This window comes from Pyxidicoccus fallax, from assembly GCF_012933655.1.
Lineage (GTDB): Bacteria > Myxococcota > Myxococcia > Myxococcales > Myxococcaceae > Myxococcus > Myxococcus fallax.
In genome coordinates this window covers 23,800-46,147 of sequence record NZ_JABBJJ010000060.1, presented here as the reverse complement: position 1 = coordinate 46,147, position 22,348 = coordinate 23,800, and the positions used below count along the sequence as shown (strand labels likewise).

At 73.0% G+C, this 22,348-nt stretch carries 1 protein-coding gene; it reads left to right on the top strand.

All coding sequences use genetic code 11. From position 1 onward, the window contains the following. Entirely contained in the window at positions 1-22,332 is a 22,332-nt protein-coding gene (locus HG543_RS15355) for a type I polyketide synthase (RefSeq protein ID WP_343073363.1), read from the top strand. The last annotated feature ends 16 nt before the right edge of the window (positions 22,333-22,348 follow it).

Here is a 22,348-nt window from a genome sequence, read left to right as displayed (position 1 = left end):
ATTCGCGCCGAGACGCTGGAGCGCTTCACGGAGGCCTTTGCCCCCTGGGGCTTCCGGCGCGAGGCCTTCTACCCGTGCTACGGGCTGGCGGAGGCGACGCTCATCGTCTCCGGCGGAGAGAAGGGCGGGCCGCCGCGGCTGCGCCAGGTGGATGCCGGCGCGCTGGAGAAGGGGAGCGCGGAATCGCCGCGCGAGACGGTGCGCACGCTGGTGGGGTGCGGAGGCTCGCTGCCGGGACAGCGCATCGTGGTGGTGGAGCCCGAGTCGCTGCGGGTGTGCGCGCCGGGCGAGGTGGGTGAAATCTGGGTGGGCGGCCCCAGCGTGGCCAGCGGGTACTGGCAGCGGCAGTACGAGTCGCAGAGCGTCTTCGCGGCGCACACGGACCTCGGCGATGGCCCCTTCCTGCGCACGGGGGACCTGGGCTTCCTCGAGGGTGGCGAGCTGTACGTGACGGGGCGGCGCAAGGAGGTGCTCATCCTGCGGGGCCGCAACCTCTACCCGCACGACCTGGAGCTGACGGTGGAGGGCAGCCACCCGGCGCTGCGGCCCGGGTGCGGCGCCGCCTTCAGCGTCGAGGTGGAGCGCGAGGAGCGGCTGGTGGTGGTGCAGGAGGTGGACACGCGCAAGGTGACCACCAGCCTGGAGGAGGTCGCGGGAGCGATTCGCCAGCGGCTGGCGGAAGGGCACGAGGTGATGCCGTACGCGCTCGTGCTCATCCAGCCGGGCAGCCTGCCGAAGACGTCCAGCGGGAAGATCCAGCGCTATGCCTGCCGCGCGTCCTTCCTCATCGGGGAGCTGCGCGAGGTGTACGCCTGGCGCGCCTCGGCTCCGGTCGAGCCCACCGCGAAGACCGGGCTCACCGCCACGACCGCCGAGCCCGAGGCGTCCATCGCCGCGGCGATGGCGGAGTACGCGGAGCGCACGGGCGCGGAGTCGAACGAGGAGCCCCAAGCGGCGCTGACCGGACCGGACGAGAAGCCGCGAGCGGCCCATGCGGAGCATCCGGCGCCGGGCGTCGGTGCTTCCGTTTCCGCGACAGCGCAGGCGGAGCTGGAAGCGCGCGTGCTGGCGCGCGTGGCGGCCCGGCTGGGTGCGCGTGTGGAGACGCTGGATGCGTCGGCACCGCTGACGCGCTTCGGTCTGGACTCGCTCGCGGCGGTGGAGCTGACGCACGCGCTGGAGAAGGAGCTTGGCGTCGCGCTGCCCGCGGAGCTGCTGCTGGGTGGCGCGAGCATCTCGGAGCTGGCTCGGGAGATTGCCTCCCGGCGCACGGCCGCGGGCGTGCTGGCTCCCATTCCCCACGCACCGCGCAGCAGCGCGCTGCCGCTGTCCTTCGCCCAGCAGCGGCTGTGGTTCCTCGACCGCATGGAGCCGGGCAGCGCCTTCTACAACGTGCCCGTCGTCTCGCGGCTCGAAGGCCGGCTGGATGCGGCCGCCCTGGAACGCAGCCTCCAGGCCCTGGTGCGGCGTCACGAGGCGCTGCGCACCACGTTCGCCGAGGAGCGCGGAGAGCCGGTGCAGCGCATCCAGGATGCGCTGTCGCTCACCCTCGCGCAGGTGGAGCTGCAAGGCCTCCCCGAGCAGGCCCGTGAAGTCGAAGCCCTTCGCCTGACGCGCGAGGAAGCGCGCCGACCGTTCGACCTGGCCCGAGGGCCGCTGGTGCGCGCCACGCTGCTGCGGCTGGGCGAGCAGCGGCACGTGCTGCTGCTGACGCTGCACCACATCATCGCCGACGGCTGGTCCATGCGCGTGCTGGTGCGCGAGCTGGCCGAGCTGTACGAGGGCTTCTGCACCGGCCGCGCGCCGGAGCTGGACGCGCTGCCCCTCCAGTACGCCGACTACGCGGCCTGGCAGCGCCAGTGGCTGCGCGGCGAGCGGCTGGAGTCGCTGCTGGGCTGGTGGCGCCAGCACCTGGCCGGAGCGCCTCCGGTGCTGGAGCTGCCCATCGACCGTCCGCGCCCGAAGGTGCAGTCGTACCGGGGCGCGCACGTGCTGCGGCGCGTGGCCCGTACTCCCTGGGAGCGGGTGAAGGCGCTGGCCCAGGCCGAGGGCACCACGCCCTTCGTCGCGTTGCTGGCCGGCTTCCAGGTGCTGCTGCACCGCTACACGGGTCAGGACGACGTGGTGGTGGGCGTGGACACCGCCAGCCGTCACCGTCCGGAGACCGCCGGCCTCATCGGCCTCTTCGTCAACCAGCTGCCCCTGCGTGGAGACCTCTCCGGCGCGCCGTCCTTCCGGCAGTTGCTGGCCCGGCTGCACCCGCTGGCGCTGGAGGCCTGGGCGCACCAGGAACTTCCCTTCGACGAGCTGGTGCGCGGCCTCAACCCCGAGCGCAGCCTCGCCCACGCGCCCGTTTTCCAGGTGAAGCTGGTGCTGCAGGACGCCACGCCCGCGCCGCTGCGGTTGCCGGGCCTCTCCCTGGAGAGCGCCCTGGGCGATACCGGCGCCACCAAGCTCGACCTCACCCTGTCGGCCACCGACACCGGCAGTGGCCTGGAGCTGCTGTGCGAGTACGCCACCGACCTCTTCGATGAGGACACCGTCGGCCGCATGCTGGAGCAGCTCGGCACCCTCCTGGCGGAGGCCGCTTCCGCGCCCGAGCGTCGTATTGGCGAGCTGACCCTGCTCTCGGAGCTGGAGCGCCACCGCGCGCTGAGCGAGTGGAGCCACACCGCGCCCGCCACGCCGGACGCATGCGCGCACCACCTGTTCGAGGAGCAGGTGCACCGCACGCCGGAGGCGCCGGCCGTCTCCTTTGGCGAGCGCACGCTGACGTACCGGGAGCTGGATGCTCGCGCCAACCAGCTGGCGTGGCACCTGCGCTCGTTGGGCGTGGGGCCCGACGTCGTGGTGGGCGTGCACCTGGAGCGCTCGACGGAGTTGGCGGTGGCGCTGCTCGGTGTGCTCAAGGCCGGAGGCGCCTTCCTCCCGCTGGACACCGCATACCCGGCCGCCCGGCTGGAGCTGATGCTGCGCGAGGCCCGCGTGCCCGTGCTCGTCACGCGTGAGGCGCTCGCGGACTCGTTGCCCTCGCACGGCGAGATGCTCGTCCTCGTGGACGCGGACGCCGCCGCGCTGGAGCGCCAGCCTCGGACGGCGCCTGCGGTGGGCGTCACGCCGGCGCACCTCGCCTACGTCATCTTCACCTCGGGCTCCACCGGCACGCCCAAGGGGACACTGCTGCAACACCGCGGTCTGGGGAACACCCTCCTCGTTGCCCGGGAAGCGCTCGGACTGCGTCCGGGCAGCAGGGTGTTGCAGCTCGCGGCCATCGGCTTCGATGCGTCCGTCTGGGAAATCTTTCCCGCGCTCTGCTCCGGTGCGGAGCTCTGCTTCGCGCCTCCGGAGTCGTTGCTGCCCGGCCCTCCGCTGCAGCAGGTGCTCGCGGAGAAGCGCATCACCGTCATCACCGCGACGCCCACCGTGCTGGCGCCGCTCGCTCCCGAGGCGCTGCCCGCGCTGGAGGTCGTGGTCTCCGCGGGCGAGGCCTGCACGCCGGAGCTGGCCGCGCGCTGGAAGCCCGGACGCCGCTTCCTCAACGGCTATGGCCCCACCGAGGCCACGGTCTGCGCCACCCTGGAGACAGACGTGGATCCGCGCCGGCCGTCCATCGGCCGCGCCATCGCCGGGGCCCGCGTGTACGTCCTCGACGAGCGGATGGAGCCGGTGCCGCCGGGCGTGCCGGGCGAGCTGTACGTGGGCAGCCCCGGACTGGCGCGCGGCTATCTGCACCGCCCCGCGCTCACCGCCGAGCGCTTCGTGCCCGACCCGTTCGCCACGACGCCCGGAGAGCGCCTGTATCGCACCGGAGATCGGGTGCGCTCGCTGGCGGATGGGCGGCTGGAGTTCCTCGGCCGTCGCGACGCGCAGGTGAAGGTGCGCGGCGTGCGCGTGGAGCTGGGCGAAGTGGAGGCCGCGCTGGCGCAGTGCCCCGGCGTGCGTCAGGCCGTGGTGGTGCTGCGCGAGGACGCGGGCGAGCCGCGGCTCGTCGCGTATGCGGTCACCCAGGAGGTGATGGAGGCGGCGACGCTCCGGCGCGCCCTCAAGGAGCGGCTCCCCGAGGTGTTGGTGCCCTCCGCCTTCGTGATGCTGGACGCGCTGCCGCTCACCCCGGGCGGCAAGGTGGACCGTCAGGCCCTGCCTGCTCCCGAGTCCGCGCGGCCGGCGCGGGAGAGCGCCTTCGTGGAGGCCCGCTCGGAGCTGGAGCGGCGCATCGCCGACGTGTGGGCGCGGGCGCTCCAGGTTCCTCGCGTGGGGCTGCACGACCACTTCTTCGACGACCTCGGCGGCAGCTCGCTGCTGGTGGTGAAGGTCAGCACCCAGCTGCGTGAGGCGCTGGGCCGGGAAGTCCCCGTCACCCACTTCTTCGAGCACCCCACCGTGCACGCGCTGGCCGCGCGGCTGGAGCGGGAGTCCACCTCCGCCCCCGAGCCCCAGCGGCCGGAGCCTCGCGCGTCCGAGGGAGGGGAGTCGCAGGACATCGCCATCATCGGCATGGCGGGGCGCTTCCCCGGCGCGCCGGACGTGCGGACCTTCTGGCGGAACCTGCGCGAGGGCGTGGAGTCCATCTCCCGCTTCACGCCGGTGGAGCTGGAGCCGTCGCCGCTGTTCCCGGACTCGCTGCGGAGCCACCCGGACTTCGTCCCCGCGGGCGGCGTGCTGGAAGGCGCCGAGAACTTCGACGCGGGCTTCTTCGAGGTCTCCCCGCGCGAGGCGAACTGGATGGACCCGCAGCAGCGGCTGTTCCTCCAGTGCGCGTGGAATGCGCTGGAGGATGCCGGCTACGACCCGGAGCGCTTCCGCGGGCTCATCTCGCTCCACGCGGGCGCGGGCACCTCGGGCGTGCACATGATGTCGCTGCTGGGCCAGGCCCAGCGGGACCCGGCGTCGCTGTTCGAGGCGCTGGGCACCACCACGGGCGAGAACGTCGCGACGAAGACGGCGTACAAGCTGAAGCTCGCCGGTGAGAGCCTCAACGTCTACACGGCGTGCTCCACGGGCCTCGTGGCCGTGCACCTGGCCTGCCAGAGCCTGCGCACGCGCCAGTCCGACCTGGCGCTGGCCGGCGCGGTGAAGGTCTCCCTGCCGCAGCGCAGTGGCTACCTCTTCCAGGAGGGAATGATTCTCTCTCCGGACGGGCACTGCCGCGCCTTCGACGCGCGTGCCCGCGGAACCGTGCCCGGCAGCGGCCTGGGCGTCGTGGCGCTGAAGCGGCTCTCGGACGCCCTGCGCGATGGCGACCACGTCTACGCGGTCATCAAGGGCTCCGCGCTCAACAACGACGCGGCCGCCAAGGTCAGCTACACCGCGCCCAGCGTGCAGGGACAGCGCGAGGTCATCTCCCGCGCGCTGGCCTCGGCCAGCGTGGACGCGGCCAGCATCGGCTACGTCGAAGCGCACGGCACCGGCACGCCGCTCGGCGACCCGATAGAGATTGCCGCGCTGACCCGCGCGTACCGTGCCCACACGGACCGCACGGGCTACTGCGCCATCGGCTCGGTGAAGACGAACATCGGGCACCTGGACACGGCGGCGGGCATCGCCGGCCTCATCAAGGCGGCGCTCGCGCTGCACCACGGGGAGCTGCCGCCGAGCCTCCACTTCGACAAGCCCAACCCCGAAATCGACTTCGCGAAGAGCCCCTTCTTCGTCAACACGGCGCTGCGCCCCTGGGAGCGCGGTGAGGGCCCGAGGCGGGCCGGCGTCAGCTCCTTCGGCATCGGCGGCACCAACGCGCACGTGGTGCTGGAGGAGGCGCCGCCCCAGGCGAAGGGGCAGGGCAGCCGGCGCACCCGGCAGCTCGTCACGCTCTCCGCGCGCAGCGCCTCCGCGCTCGACGCGATGGCGCTGGAGTTGGCCACGTACGTGGAGGCCCACCCGGAGGTGGACCTCGCGGACCTCGCCTTCACCCGCGCGATGGGACGCAAGGCCTTCGAGCTCCGCCGTGCGGTGATTGCCCGGGACGCGGCCGGGCTCGTGCGCGACCTGCGCAAGCTGGCGAAGCCTTCCGAAATCAAGGACCTGGAGGCGGCCCGCGCTGCCCGCGTGGCCTTCCTCTTCCCGGGCCAGGGCGCGCAGTCCGTCCGCATGGCCCAGGGGCTCTACGCCACCGAGCCGCTGTTCCAGCGCGAGCTGGACGCGTGCCTCGCGCTGCTGCCGGGCGCCGGGCTGACGGAGGACCTGCGTCCGGTGCTCTTCCCCGAGCAGGGGATGGAGGCCCAGGCGGAGGCGAAGCTCGCCGAGCCGCGCTTCGCGCTGCCCGCGCTGCTGGCGGTGGAGTACGCCCTGGCGCGGATGTGGATGGGCTTCGGCTTCAAACCCGCGGCCCTGCTGGGGCACAGCTTCGGCGAGTACGCCGCCGCGTGCCTGGCTGGCGTGCTGTCCCTGGAGGACGCGCTGCGGCTGGCCGTCGTCCGCGGCGAGCTGATGTCGCGGCTGCCGCCCGGCGGCATGCTCGCGGTGGGCCTGCCCGCCGAAGAGGTGATGCCCCTGATGACGGAGGAGCTGGACCTCGCCGCGCTCAATGGCCACGAGCGCTGCGTGGTGTCCGGTCCTCGCGAGGCGCTGGAGGCGCTGGAGCGCACCCTGGCCAGCAGCGGCGCGGGCGTGCTGCGGCTGCCGACGGCGCATGCCTTCCATTCGCGCGCGGTGGAGCCGCTGATGCCCGAGCTGGAGCGGGCCGTGGCGGGGATGACGCTGAAGGCCCCCACGCTCCCGTACGTGTCCAGCCTCACGGGCACGTGGATTCGCCCCGAGGAAGCAACGTCGCCGCGCTACTGGGCGCGTCAGATGCGCGAGCCCGTCCGCTTCGCCACGGGCCTGGAGGCGCTCGTGCAGGCGGGCTGCGGCTGGTTCATCGAGGCTGGCCCGGACCACAACCTCACCGGCCTGGTGCGGCCCCGCCTGCGCACGGAGCGTCAGGCGATGGTGGTGCCCTCGCTCCGCCGGAGTGGCACCTCCACCTCGGACGAGCAGACCCTGCTCGAATCCCTGGGCGCGCTGTGGTGCGCGGGCGCCCCGGTGGACTGGGAGGGCTTCTTCGCCCTGGAGCAGCGCCGCCGCATCTCGCTGCCGGGCTATGCCTTCGAGGAGAAGCGCTTCGCCGTGGAGATGCGTGCGCTCTCCACGGAAGCCGTGGCGGCGCCTGCCTCCGCCGCGTCCCCCACGGTGACCCCGAGCCCCGCCGCTCCCGCCCTGCCCGCGGCGGCGACCGTCGCCACGTCCCGGAGCCACATCGAGCAGAAGCTGGTGGAGCTGTGGCGCGAGCGACTGGGCATCACGGAGATTGGCCCGGACGACAACTTCCTCGCGCTGGGTGGCAACTCGCTGATGGCGGCGCAGTTGCTGACGCGGCTGCGTGACACCTTCCAGGTCCAGGTCCCGCTGAGCGACCTGTTCGAGGCGCCCACGGTGTCCAGCCTCGCCGCGCGCATCGAGGCGCGGCTCGGCGTGGAGGCGCCCGCCCGTCAGGCCGCGCCGGGGACGATGGTGCCCATTCCGCGCACCGGCGACCTGCCGATGTCCTACGTGCAGGCGCGCGTCTGGGACCTGGAGCTCCAGGAGCCGGGCAGCTCCATCTTCAACGAGCCGCTGGCGGTCCGCATCTCCGGTCCGCTCCAGGTCGCCGCGCTGGAGCGCGGCTTCAACGAGGTCATCCGCCGGCACGAGTCGCTGCGCATCGTCTTCCAGCAGGTGGAGGGCAGGGCGGTGCAGCGCATCCTGCCCGAGGTGCGCATCTCGCTCCCCGTGGTGGACCTGCGCTCCTTCGCGGGCGACCTCGAGGCGGAGGTGATGCGCCGGGCCCGCCTGGACCCCGCGGAGCCCTTCGTCCTCGACCAGGGGCCGCTGGTGCGCGTGCACCTGCTGCGGCTGGCGGAGACGGAGCACGTGCTGCTCCTCACCATCCACCACATCGTGGCGGACACGCTGTCCCTGGTGAACTTCATCCGGGAGGCGATGGCCCTCTACACGGGCTACGTCCACGGCATCTCCGTGCCTCTGCCGGAGCTGCCCATCCAGTACATCGACTTCGCGGCGTGGCAGCGCAAGGCGCTCGTGGATGGCACGCTGGCGACGCAGCAGGCGTACTGGCGTCAGCGGCTCGCGCGGCGCCCGGGTCCGCTGCCGCTGCCGCTGGACCGGCCCCGTGTTCCGGGCGCCCGCCGCCGGGGTGAGCGCCTGTCGTTCGCGCTCTCGCGCGAGCTGAGCGCCGACCTCAATGCCTTCGGCAAGCGCGAGAACCTCACGGCGTACATGACGCTGCTCGCGGGCCTCAAGGCGCTGTTCGCCCGCTGCTCGGGGCAGGACGACATCGTCATCGGCACGTCCATTGGCAACCGGACGCGGCCGGAGCTGGAGCCGCAGATCGGCTACGTGGCCCACGCGCTCGCCCTGCGCACCAACCTGGAGGGCGACCCCGGCTTCCGCGAGCTGGCGCTGCGCGTGCGTGACACCACGCTGTCGGCGTTCGCGAATCCGGACGTGCCCTACGAGCAGCTCCTCGGCGAGCTGGAGCCCGGGGACGAGGTGAAGTACTCGCGGCTCTTCGACGCGGTGTTCCTGCTGCACGCGCAGGGCGTGTCCGCGCCCATCCTGGACTTCCCGGGGCTGCGGCTGAGCTACATCGACGTCACCGAGCTGCCCGCGCAGTACGGCACCGCGCTGGCGGACATGACGGTGCTGATGCGCGAGGACGAGCACGGCTTCTCCGGCATCCTGGAGTTCGCCGTCGACCTCTTCGACGCCTCGACCATCCGGCGGATGCTCTCGCAGCTGGAGGCGCTGCTGGCGGACGCGATGGTGTCGCCAGAGAAGCCGCTGTCGCGCCTGTCGCTGACGCGCGCCGTGGAACGTGCGCCCGCGCCCAGGGTGGAGACGACCGGGGCGGTTGCCGTCACGGCCTTGCTGACGGCCCAGGCCGAGCGGACCCCGGACGCGGTGGCGCTGCGGACGGGCGAACAGCGGCTGAGCTGGCGGGACGCGCGCGCGCAGGCGCTGACGCTGGCCGCCGCGCTGCGTGCCCGGGGTGTCGGCCCGGGTGTCCCGGTGGCCGTGTGCCTGGAGCCTTCGCCCGAGCGGGCCGTGGCGCTGTGGGGCGTGCTCGCGTCGGGTGGTGCGTATGCGCTCGTCGCGCCCGAGGAGCTGAATGGCCTGACCGCGCTGTCGGAGGATGGAGCGGCGCCGCTGCTCATCACCTCCGCGTCGGTGTCGCTGCCTTCTGGCATGGCCGCGACGCGGGTCATCCGCCTTTCGCTCTCCGGCGAGGCGGGCGTCGTGTCCGCGCCTCCTGCCCACGGAGCGGAGCCGAAGGGCCTCACGCTGTCGTTGTCCGATGGGCTGCACGCCGCGGCCACGCTGGAGCCGCGCGCCGTCCCGTTGCCCGCCGTGGAAGCGGACGCGCTGGCCTGCCTCGTGCCGCACGGTGAGGGCAACCACCGCGCACGGGTGATGCTCAGCCACCGCAACCTCGTCCACCGCTTCGCCGCGCTCGACTCACGCGTGGAGGCGAGGGCAGGGGAGACGTGGCTCAGTGCCCCCGAGGCCTCCGCCGATCCGGCGGACCTGGAGCTGCTGTGGGCGCTCTCGCGTGGACTCACGGTGGCCTTCCCCACGAAGACCGCCACCCACGGCGTGTCGTCGCGCGCGCGGGCGAAGAGCACCCGCAAGCCGCTGGACTTCAGCCTCTTCTACTTCGCCAACGACGCGGAGGCGTCCGGCAGGGAGAAGTACAAGCTCCTCATCGAGGGCGCGAAGTTCGCCGACGCGCACGGCTTCAGCGCGGTGTGGACGCCCGAGCGGCACTTCCACGCCTTCGGCGGGCCGTACCCGAACCCCATCGCCACCAGCTCCGCGCTGGCCATGGTGACCGAGCGCGTGGCCATCCGCGCCGGCAGCGTCGTGCTGCCGCTGCATGACCCCATCCGCGTGGCGGAGGACTGGTCCGTCGTCGACAACCTCTCCAACGGCCGCGCGGGCGTGTCCTTCGCCGCGGGCTGGAACGTCAACGACTTCGTCTTCGCCCGGGACAACTTCCGCCAGCGGCCCGAGGCCATCCGGCGCGGAGTCGAGGAAGTGCGCGCCTTGTGGCGCGGCGGCAGCGTGCGCCGCACCAACGGCCAGGGCAGCGAGGTGGACATCTCCATCCGCCCGAGGCCGGTGCAGGCCGAGCTGCCCATCTGGCTCACGGCCGCCTTCAACCCCGAGACCTTCCGGATGGCCGGAGAGCTGGGCGCGGGCCTGCTCACCAACGTGCTGGGCCTGGGCCAGGACTTCGAGGAGCTGACGCGCAAGATTGCCCTGTACCGCGAGGCCCGCCGCAAGGCCGGGCACGACCGTGGCCACGTGGTGCTGATGCTGCACACCTTCGTGGCCAGCACCCAGGACGAGGTGAAGCGTCAGGCCCGCGAGCCGCTCATCCGCTACTTCCGCAGCTCCGTGGAGCTGTTCCACGGACTGGTGGCCAGCCAGGGCCTGGGCTTCGACCCGAGCAGCCTCACGCCTCGCGACATGGAGGTCCTGCTGGAGCAGGGCGTCACGCGCTACCTGGACGCCGGTGGCCTCTTCGGCACGCCGGAGACGCTCGCCGCTCGCATCGAGCAGCTGCGCCAGGCGGACGTGGACGAGGTGGCCTGCCTCGTGGACTTCGGCCTCCCGCACGAGGTCGCGATGGAGAGCCTGCGGCACCTGGACGTGCTGCGCCGCAACAGCCAGTCCGTGTCCGAGCCGGCCACCTCCACGCCGCTGGAGTTCGAGGTCACCGAGCAGACCCTCGTGGAGCAGCTGCGCGCCGCCGCGCCCCAGCACCTGCGCTGCACCGCCGCGCTCGCGCGGTCGCTCGCGAGGATGCCGGATGCCGCCACGGTGCTCGCGCCGGTCCGCACCCTGGTGCTCGACGAGGCCGACGGGCTGCCGGTGGACCTGACCACGGGCCTGAAGGCCGCCACCTCCGCGCGAGTCGTGGCGCCCGTCCCCGTGCTCCCCGAGGGCCGCGAGGTCGCGCCCCACGCCTCCCGCTTCGTGCTGGATGCGGCGGGAGCCCATGCCCCCGTGGGCGTGGTGGGCGAGCTGTTCCTCGGCGGTGACGCCGTGCCGCTGGGCTTCTGGAAGGCGCCCGAGCTGGCGCGGACCCGGCTCCGGTCCTCGCCCGAGGACGCGGCGGTCCGGCTGTTCGGCACCGGCACTCCCGCCCGCTACCGCGTGGATGGCACCGTGGAGGTGCTCACCCCCACGGCCCGGCCGCGCCCGCCTCGCGCCGAACCCTCGCCGAGCCTCCCGGCTCCCGCGCCCCGTCCTCCGGCGCCCCCCGCGCGTCCGGAGCCCCGGGCCATCACGGGCGACGTGATTCCTCGCGCGCCCCGGAACCGCCCGCTGCCGCTGTCCTTCGCGCAGCAGCGGCTCTGGTTCCTCGCTCGGCTCGAGCCGAACAACGTGGCCTACAACTCGCCCGTCGCGCTGCGCATGAGCGGGCCGCTGGACGTCGCCGCGGTGGAGCACGGGCTGAAGGAGCTGGTGCGCCGCCACGAGGTGCTGCGCACCGTCTACGTCCACGAGGCGGATGAGCCCTCGCAGCGCATCCTCCCGTCGCTCGACATGCCGCTGGACCGCGTGGACCTGCGCGGCATTCCCGCCGCCAGCCTGGAGGAGACGCTCCAGGAGCGCATCCGCGAGCGCGTGCTCCAGCCGTTCGACCTGGCGCGCGGGCCGCTCATGCGGTCCGTGCTGTTCCAGCTCGCCGAGGAGGAGCACGTGCTGCTGCTCATCCTCCACCACATCATCACCGACGGCTGGTCCGGCGCGGTGCTCGCCCGCGAGCTGGCCATCTCGTACACGGCCTTCCGCGCGCGCATCCCCACGCCCCTGCCGGAGATGCCCCTCCAGTACGCGGACTACGCGGCCTGGCAGCGCGAGCGGCTCCAGGGCAAGACGCTGGAGGAGCTGCTCGGCTGGTGGAAGCGCGCACTGCACGGCACGAGCGGCGTGCTGGAGCTGCCCACGGACCACCCGATGCCGGTGCGTCCCACGGGCCGGGGCTCCAGCGTGCCGGTGCGCATGCCGCGAGCCGTCGCCGAGGGGCTGAAGTCGCTCGCCATGCGCGACGGCGCCACCCTGTTCATGGCGCTGGTGGCCGGCCTGCAGGCGCTGCTCGGCCGCTACGCGGGCCAGGACGACGTCACGGTGGGCACGCCCATCGCGGGCCGGAACCGTCCCGAGCTGGAAAACCTCATCGGCATCTTCGTCAACACGCTGGTCATCCGGGGTGACCTCTCCGGAGACCCGTCCTTCCGCACCCTGCTGAACCGGGTGAAGGACATGGCCGTGGGCGCCTACGCCCACCAGGACGTGCCCTTCGAGAAGCTCGTGGAGGCGATGGAGGTGCCGCGCGGCCTGCGCCGCACGCCGCTGTTCCAGGTGATGGTGGCGCTCCAGAACGTGCCGCCCGCGGACGCCGCGCTGCCCGGCATGCGGATTCGCGCGCAGCCGCTGACCAGCCTCGCGGCGAAGTTCGACCTCACCTTCGACATCACCGAGACGCCGGAAGGACTGGTCGGCACGCTGGAGTTCACCACCGACCTGTACGAGGCCGCCTCCATGGCCCGCCTCGTGACCCACCTCCAGCGCCTGCTGGAGGCGGCCGTCGCGCAGCCGGAGCGCCGCCTGTCCGAGCTGTCCCTCCTCACTGAGGAGGAGCGGCGCAAGCTCGTCATCGAGTGGAACGACACGCGGCGCGACTTCTCGCGCGAGGCCACCATCACCGGGCTGTTCGAGGCGCGCGCTGCCCGCACGCCCGATGCGCTGGCCTTCAAGATGGGCGCGGAGTCGCTCACGCACGGTGAGCTGAACCGCCGCGCCAACCAGCTCGCGCACCACCTGCGCTCGCTGGGCGTCGGCCTGGAGACGGTGGTGGGCGTGTGCCTGTCCCGTTCGCTGGACCAGATGGTGGCCGTGCTGGCCGTGCTCAAGGCGGGCGGCGCGTTCCTCCCGCTGGAGCCGTCGCATCCTCCCGAGCGGCTCTCGTTCCTGATGAGCGACGCCCGCGCCCGCGTGGTGCTCACGGCGACGCGACACCTGGACCGGCTGCCGAAGAGCGAGGCGCACATCGTCGCGCTCGACACCGAGGCGGGACGGATTTCCAGCCAGCCCGCGAGCAATCCGGTGTCCCTCACGCACCCGGAGAGCCTCGCGTACGTGCTCTACACGTCCGGCTCCACCGGCGTGCCCAAGGGCGTGCAGGGCCATCACCGCGGCATCGTGAACCGCATGGAGTGGAGCTGGCGCGACTACCCCTTCCAGCCGGGAGAGGTGTGCTGCATCAAGGCGCCGCTCGGGTTCATCGACTCGCTCTGGGAGATGTTTGGCCCGCTGCTGGCGGGCGTGCCCTCCGTGCTCATCCCCGAGGACACGGTGCGCAACGCGCCGGAGCTCGTCCGGCTGCTGGCGGACGAGGGCGTCACCCGGCTGGTGCTGGTGCCTTCGCTGCTCCAGGCCATGCTGGAGGTGGAGGGCGGGCTCCAGGGCCGGCTCTCGCGCCTGTGGTGGTGGATGAACAGCGGCGAGAAGCTGCCGGAGGACCTGCTGCGGCGCTTCCACGCGGCGCTGCCCGACGCCACGATGCTCAACATCTACGGCTCGTCGGAGGTCGCCGCGGACGCGACCTGGGACGAGGTGCGGGCGGGCGACATCACCATCGGCCGGCCGCTGGCCAACGTGCGCTCGTACGTGCTGGACCCGTCGCTGCGGCTGGTGCCGCCGGGCCTGGGCGGAGAGGTGTACGTGGCGGGCGAGGGTCTTGCGCGCGGCTACATGGGCCGGCCGGACCTCACCGCCGACCGCTTCCTGCCGGACCCGTTCTCCACCGAGCCGGGCGCGCGGATGTACCGCACCGGCGACCGCGGCCGGTACCGCGACGACGGGCGGCTGGAGTACCTCGGCCGCGCCGACTTCCAGGTGAAGGTGCGCGGCGTGCGCATCGAGCTGGGTGAAGTGGAGGCCGCGCTGGCGCAGCACCCGTCGGTGAACAAGTCCGCCGCCACCGTGCGCGTGGACGGCCCCAACGGCGCGCGGCTGGTGGCCTACGCCGTGCCGCACCCCGGCCACCGGCTGGATGCGAAGGAGCTGCGGACCTTCCTGCAACGGAAGCTGCCCGAGACGATGATGCCCTCCGCGGTCATCCCGCTGGAGAAGATGCCGCTGACGGCCAGCGGCAAGGTGGACCGGCGCGCCCTGCCGGCGCTCGAGGAGCGCCACGCCGAGCCGCACACCCACGTGGAGCCGCGCACCGACACCGAGCGCGCGGTGGCCCGCATCTGGAGCGAGGTGCTCCGCGTCCCGAAGGTGGGCGCCACCGACAGCTTCTTCGCCCTGGGTGGCCACTCGCTGCTGGCCACGCAGGTCGTCGCCCGCGTCCGCAACGCGATGAAGGTGGAGCTGCCGCTCCAGGAACTGTTCGACCTGACCACCGTGGAGGCCATCGCCCAGCGCATCGACGCGCTGGCGCCCGCCGCTTCCTCGGCCCAGGGCGCCTCCGTCACGCTCGTCCGCAACGAGACGAGCGGGCCGCGACTGGTAGCGCGAAGCCGCAGCGCGGAGCTGTCCTTCGCGCAGCAGCGGCTCTGGTTCCTCGACCAGTACCAGCCGGGTAGCGCGCTCTACAACGTCCCCACCGCGGTGCGGATGGAAGGCGTCATCGACGTCCGCGCGCTGGAGCAGGCGTTCGCGGAGCTGGTGCGCCGCCATCAGGCCCTGCGCACCACCTTCCAGGCCCGCGAGGCCGGGCCGGTGCAGGTCATCGCCCCGGAGTGGAACTCCCGCCTGGAAGTCGTATCGCTCGGCCACCTGCCCGAGGCGGCGCGCGAGGCCGAGGCGCTGCGGCTGGCGCGCGAGGAGGCCCGCAAGCCCTTCGACCTCGTGAAGGGACCGCTGCTGCGCGCGACGCTGCTGTCGCTCTCGGAGCGCTCGCACCTGCTGCTGATGACGATGCACCACATCGTGTCGGACGGCTGGTCCACCGGCGTGCTCACCCGCGAGGTGGCCACGCTGTACGTGGCCTTCGCCACGGGGCGGCCGTCGCCGCTGCCGGAGCTGCCCATCCAGTACGCGGACTACGCGGAGTGGCAGCGCGAGTGGCTCCAGGGTGAGGTGCTGGAGCGGCAGCTCTCGTGGTGGAAGCAGCGGCTGGAGGGCATTCCTCCCGCGCTGGAGCTGCCCACCGACATGCCGCGCTCGGCGGACTCGGACAGCCCGGGTGCCACACTGAAGGTGGAGCTGTCCTCCGGCCTGACCCGGCGGCTGCGCGACTTCTGCCGCGCCGAGGGCGTGACGCCGTTCATGGCGCTGCTGGCCGCCTTCCAGACCGTGCTGTCCCGGTACACCGGGCAGGACGACATCTGCGTGGGCGCCCCCATCGCCGGACGCCGGCAGGCGGAGACGGAGGGCCTCATCGGCTTCTTCGTCAACACGCTGGTGATGCGCACGCGCCTGGACGGCGACCCCACCTTCCGCGAGCTGCTCGGGCGCGTGAAGGAGATGGCGCTCGGGGCCTACGCCCATCAGGACGTGCCCTTCGAGAAGCTGGTGGAGGTGCTCCAGCCCCCGAGGCAGGCGGACCGCACGCCGTTCTTCCAGGTGGCGCTGGTGCTGCTGAACACGCCCCCCATCGACGTGGAGCTGCCCGGCCTGCGCTTCCGGCCGCTGGACGTGGACAGCGGCACGGCCAAGTTCGACTTCACCCTGACGATGTCCGAGACGCCCGAGGGCCTCACCGGGAAGCTGGAGTACCGCAGCGACCTGTACGCGCCCGCCACGGCGGAGCGGATGATGGCGCACCTGACGCGGCTGCTCGACAGCGCGCTGGAGCACCCCGAGCACCACCTGTCCGAGCTGTCCCTCCTGTCCGAGGAGGAGCGGCGCCGCGTGCTGGTGGACTTCAACACCCCCGCCGGGGAATCGCGTCCCGCGGCGTGCGTGCATGAGCTCTTCGACGCCCAGGCCGCGCGCACGCCACGTGCCGTCGCCGTGGAGTTCGAGGGCTTCCGGCTCACCTACGCGGAGCTGGAGCGCCGGGCCAACCAGCTCGCCACGCACCTGCGCTCGCGCGGCGTGCGCACGGGCGACCGGGTCGGCGTGTGCATGGAGCGCTCGCTGGAGCTGGCCGTGGCCGTGCTGGCCATCCTCAAGGCCGGCGCCGCCTACGTGCCGCTCGACCCGCAGTACCCCGCCGAGCGGCTGGCCTTCATGGTGGAGGACTCCGGCGCCACCCTGGTGCTCACGCAGTCGCAGGTGGCGCGGGTGCTGCCGCCGGCCGTGTCCGAGCGCCTGCTGCGCGTGGACGCCGAGGCCGGGGCCATCTCCCGCCAGCCGGCGCAGGCGCCGGTGCGGGACGTTCCGCCCGCGTCCACGTGCTACGTCATCTACACCTCCGGCAGCACGGGCCGGCCCAAGGGCGTGGCGCTGCCGCACGGCGCGCTGTCCAACCTGCTGGCGTGGCAGCTGCGGCAGTCCGTCAAGCCGGACGCAGTCACCCTGCAGTTCGCCTCGCTCAGCTTCGACGTGTCCTTCCAGGAGCTGTTCTCCACGTGGTGCGCGGGCGGCACGCTGGTGATGCCCACGGCCTCCGTGCGACAGGACATGCCCGCGCTCCTGGAGTTGATGGCGCGCACCGGCGTGGAGCGCACGTTCCTCCCGTTCGTCGCGCTGCAGGCGCTGGCGGACGCGGTGGCGGACGGGGCTCCGGTGCCCGAGAAGCTGCGCGAGGTCGTCACGGCGGGCGAGCAGCTCCAGGTGACTCCGTCCGTGGTGGCCTTCTTCGAGAAGCTGCCCGGGTGCGTGCTGGAGAACCAGTACGGCCCGTCGGAGACGCACGTGGTGAGCGCGTACCGGCTCCAGGGCGCCCCCGCGTCCTGGCCGCGCCTGCCGTCCATCGGCTCGCCGCTGCCGGACACGCGGCTGTACGTGCTGGATGAGAGGGGCCAGCCCTGCGCCATCGGCGTGCCGGGCGAGCTGTTCATCGGCGGCGTGCAGGTGGCCCACGGCTACGCCGGGCGTCCGGAGCTGACGGCCGAGAAGTTCGTGCCCGACCCGTTCTCCCGCGAGCCGGGCGCGCGCCTGTACCGCACCGGAGACCGCGCCAGCTGGACGGCGGAGGGCACCCTTGGCTTCCTCGGCCGGCTGGATGGTCAGGTGAAGGTGCGGGGCTTCCGCATCGAGCTGGGTGAAGTCGAAGCCGCGCTGCGCGGGGCGCCGGGCGTGCGCGATGCCGCCGCCACGGTGCGTGAGGACTCGCCGGGCGACAAGCGCCTCGTCGGTTACGTGGTGTCGCAGCCCGGTGCGACCTGGGACCCGGACGCCGTGAGGGAGTCGCTCTCGCGGCGGCTGCCCGAGTACCTGGTGCCCTCCGCGCTGGTGAAGCTGGAGGCACTGCCCCTCACGCCCAGCGGCAAGCTGGCGCGTCGCATGTTGCCGGCCCCGGACGCGGACAGCGTGCGGGGTGGGGCGCCGCACGTGGATCCGAGGACACCGCTGGAGACGACGCTCGCGAACATCGTCGCGGCCGTCCTGAAGCTGCCGCGCGTCAGCGTGACGGACAGCTTCTTCAACCTGGGGGGCCACTCGCTGCTGGCCACGCAGGTCGTTTCGCGCATTCGCGGCGAGCTGGGCGTGGAGCTGCCGCTGAGGGCGCTCTTCGAAGCACCGACCGTGGCCGCGCTGGCCCGCCGTATCGAGGGAGGAAGTGCCGTGGAGTCCGCGAAGAAGATGCCGCCGCCGGTGGCGGAGAAGCCCCCCGCGCCAGTCATCGCCGTGCGCACGCAGGAGGCAGAGCTGTCCTTCGCCCAGCTCCGGCTGTGGCTGGTGGACCAGTACGCGCCGGGCAGCGCGCTCTACAACGTCCCCGCCGCGCTGCGCATGAAGGGCGCGCTCGACGTGGGCGCGCTGGAGCGGGCCTTCGCGGAGCTGGTGCGCCGTCACCAGTCCCTGCGCACCACCATCCGCGCGCGGGAGGGCCGGCCAGTCCAGGTCATCCACTCCGACATGCCCTGCGCGATGGAGGTCGTGGACCTGCGGCACCTGCCCGAGCAGGGGCGGGAAGCGGAGGCCGTGCGCCTCGCGCGTGAGGAGGCCCAGCGCCCGTTCGACCTCGCGAAGGGGCCGCTGCTGCGCACGGGGCTCCTCCGGCTCGCGGATGACGAACACGTGCTGCTGGTGACGATGCACCACATCGTCTCGGACGGCTGGTCTCTCTCCGTGCTCGTTCGCGAGGTGGGCCTGCTGTACGAGGCCTTCCTCTCGGGGCAGCCGTCGCCGCTGCCGGAGCTGCCCATCCAGTACGCCGACTACGCCGTGCGGCAGCGCGAGTGGCTCCAGGGCGAGGTGCTGGAGTCGCAGCTCGCCTGGTGGAAGCAGCGGCTGGAGGGCGCGCCGCCCATGCTGGAGCTGCCCACCGACAGGCCGCGCACCTCCGACGCCGTCCCCCCGGGCGCGGTCATCAACGTGGAGCTGCCGCGCGAGCTGACACGCGCGCTCAACAACCTCTGCAAGCGCGAGGGCGCCACGCTGTTCATGGGCCTGCTGGCCGGACTCCAGGCCCTGCTGTCCCGGTACACCGGGCAGGACGACATCAGCGTGGGCGCGCCCATCGCCGGACGCGGACAGGCGGACACGGAGGGCCTCATCGGCTTCTTCGTCAACACGCTCGTCCTGCGCACGCGCCTGGACGGCAACCCCACCTTCCGCGAGCTGCTCGCCCGGGTGAAGGACGTCACGCTGGGCGCCTACGCCCACCAGGACGTGCCCTTCGAGAAGCTGGTGGAGGTGCTCCAGCCCACGCGTCAGGCGGGGCAGACGCCGTTCTTCCAGGTGGCGCTGGGCCTGCTCAACACGCCGCCCATGGAGCTGGCCCTGCGCGGCCTCTCGCTCAAGCCGCTGGCGAACGTCGACAGCGGCACGGCGAAGTTCGACCTCACCCTCACGATGATCGAGGGGCCCCAGGGCCTCACCGGCGCCCTGGAGTACCGGTCGGACCTCTTCGAGGCCTCCACGGCGAAGCGGATGATGGAGCACTGGCGCGTGCTGCTGGAGAACGCCGCCGCCTACCCGCAGCGCCGCCTGTCGGAGCTGGCCGTCCAGTCCACCGTGGAGCGGCGCCGCGTGCTGGTGGACTGGAACGCCACCGCCGTGGAGTACCCGCGCGACGCGAGCCTGCACGCCCTGTTCGAGGCCCAGGTCGCGCGCTCGCCGGACGCCGTGGCCCTCCAGTCCGGGGATCAGTCCCTCACCTACGCGCAACTGGAGCGCCGCGCCAACCAGGTGGCGCACCACCTGCGCGGCGAGGGCGTGCGCGCGGGGGATTGCGTGGCCCTGTGCATGGAGCGCTCGCTGGAGGCCATCATCGCGGTGCTGGGCATCCTCAAGGCCGGCGCCGCGTACGTGCCGCTGGACCCGACGGCGCCCACCGAGCGGCTGGGCTTCATGCTGGAGGACACCGCCGCCGCGCGGGTCCTCACGCTGAAGGGCTCCGAGCAGCACCTGCCCTGGCGCGACGCGCGCGTGGTGTTCATCGACGCGGACCGCGAGCGCATCGCCGCCATGCCGGACACCGCGCCGGGAGTGGCCGTCACCAGCGCGGACCTGGCGTACGTCATGTACACCTCCGGCTCCACCGGCCAGCCCAAGGGCGTCTGCGTGCCCCACCGTGGCGTGGTGCGGCTGGTGATGGGCACGAACTACGCCCGCTTCGGACCGGAGGAGGTCTTCCTCCAGCTCGCGCCGCTGGCCTTCGACGCCTCCACCTTCGAGCTGTGGGGCAGTCTGCTGCACGGCTCGCGACTGGTGGTCGCACCGGCCCACTCGCCGACGCTGGAGGAGCTGGGCCGCCTCCTGGACCAGCACCGCGTCACCACGCTGTGGCTCACCGCCGCCCTCTACGAGCAGATGATGACCCACCAGCCCGAGGCGGTGGCGCGGGTGAAGCAGGTGCTCGCGGGCGGTGACGTGCTGCCGCCCGTGCGCGTGCGCGAGCACCTGTCGCGCGGCGGGCGGCTGGTGAACGGCTATGGCCCCACCGAGGGCACGACGTTCACCTGCTGCCACGTGATGACGGACGCGGCCGAGGTGGGCCACTCGGTCTCCATCGGCAAGCCCATCGCCAACACGCGCGTGTACCTGCTGGACGCGGCGCTGCGGCCGGTGCCGGTGGGCGTGCCCGGCGAGCTGTACATCGCGGGAGACGGCCTCGCCTGGGGCTACCTGCGGCGGCCGGAGCTCACCGCGGAGCGCTTCATCCCCGACCCGTTCAGCCCGGTGGCCGGCGCGCGGCTGTACCGCTCCGGCGACCTGGCCCGCTGGCTGCCCGACGGCCGGCTCCAGTTCCTCGGCCGGCGCGACGCGCAGGTGAAGCTGCGCGGCTTCCGCGTGGAGCCGGGCGAGGTGGAGACGGTTCTCTCGCACCACCCGGCCCTGCGTGAGGCGGCCGTGGTGATTCGCGACGACATGCCCGGGGGCAGGGCGCTGGTGGCCTACGTCACCGCGCGCCCCGGCCAGACGCCGGAGCCCCGTGACTTGCGCGCGTTCCTCCGCGACCGGCTGCCCGAGTACATGGTGCCGTCGGCCTTCGTGGTGCTGGACGCGCTGCCCGTCACCCGCAACGGCAAGCTGGACCGCCGCGCCCTGCCGCATCCGGACGTGGTGGACTCCGGCGCCCGGGGCCGCGAGCACGTGGCTCCGCGCACGCCCGTCGAGGAGCAGGTGGCCGCGCTGATGGCCGAGGTGCTGCGCGCGCCGCGCGTGGGCATCCACGACGACTTCTTCGAGCGGGGCGGCCACTCGCTGCTCGGCACGCAGCTGCTGTCCCGCCTCCAGCACGCGCTGGGCGTGGAGCTGCCGCTGCGCGCGCTCTTCGAGGGGCCCACCGTGGCCGACCTCGCGCGGCGCATCGAAGGAGCCCGGGGCGGCCAGGGCGCACCCACGTCCGCGGTGCCCGCGCTGACGCGGGTGTCCCGTGACGTGCCGCCGCTGATGTCCTTCTCGCAGGAGCGGCTGTGGAAGCTCTTCAAGCTGAACCCGACCTCCACCGCCTACAACCAGCCGGGAGCCATCCGCTTCGCGGGCGCGCTGAACCTGGACGCGCTCCGGGCCACGCTCCAGGCGCTGATGGACCGCCACGAGTCGCTGCGCACCACCTTCACCGAGGTGGACGGGCGCCCCGTGCAGGTGGTGGCTCCGCCGGCCCCGTTCGAGGTACCCCTGGTGGACCTGCGAGGCCATGAGGACCCCGAGGCGGAGGTGTTCCGCCTCGTCGGCGAGGAGGCGCGCAGGCCGTTCGACCTCGTCCGGGGACCGCTGGTCCGCAGCGTGCTCTTCCAGCTCGCGGACGACCAGTACCTGCTGCTCTTCAGCAAGCACCACATCCTTTCGGACGGCTGGTCCGAGGGCGTCCTCGCCCGTGAGGTGGCGCACTTCTACGGAGCCTTCGCCTCCGGGAAGGCGCCGACGCTGGCGCCGCTGAAGGTGCAGTACCCGGACTTCGCGGCCTGGCAGCGCGGCTGGCTCCAGGGCCGTGAGCTGGAGGCCCGGCTGGGCTACTGGCGGGCGGCGCTGGCCGGCGCGCCCACGCTGCTGAACCTCCCCACGGACAAGCCGCGCCCGGCGACGCGCACCTTCAACGGCACCTCGCTCCACATGGCGCTGGGCCGGGCCCGCACCGACGCGCTCAACACGCTCTGCCAGCAGGAGCGGGTGACGCCCTTCATGGCGCTGCTGTCCGTCTTCGGCACCGCGCTGTGCCACCGCGCGAACCAGGAGGAGGTCGTCGTCGGCTCGCCCATCGCCAACCGCACGATGCCCGAGCTGGAGGCCCTCATCGGCCTGTTCGTCAACGGGCTGGCGCTCCGCGTGGACCTGCGCGGCGGCCCCACGTTCCGCCAGCTCCTCGGCCGCGTGCGGGACGTCACGCTGGGCGCGTACGCCCACCAGGAAGTGCCCTTCGAGCAGGTGGTGGATGCCATCGGCGTCCAGCGCCTGCCCAACCGGACGCCGCTCTTCCAGGTGATGTTCGCCCTGCAGAACGCGCCCTCGGACCCGGTGCAGTTCCCCGGGCTGACGCTCCTGCCCATTCCCGCCGCGGACCGCGGGGCGTCCATCTACGAGATGTCCCTGTCGATGTCCGAGGCCGAGGACGGCTTCTCCGGCGAGCTGGAGTTCAACCTCGACCTGTTCGAGCCCGCCACCATGGAGCGCCTGCGCGACGCGATGCTCGCGCTCCTGGACCGGGTGCTGGCTTCCCCTGAAACCCCCGTGGGACTCGGCTCACCGATGCCCGGAGCCGCCCATGAGACGAAGTGACCTGTTCCCCCCGAAG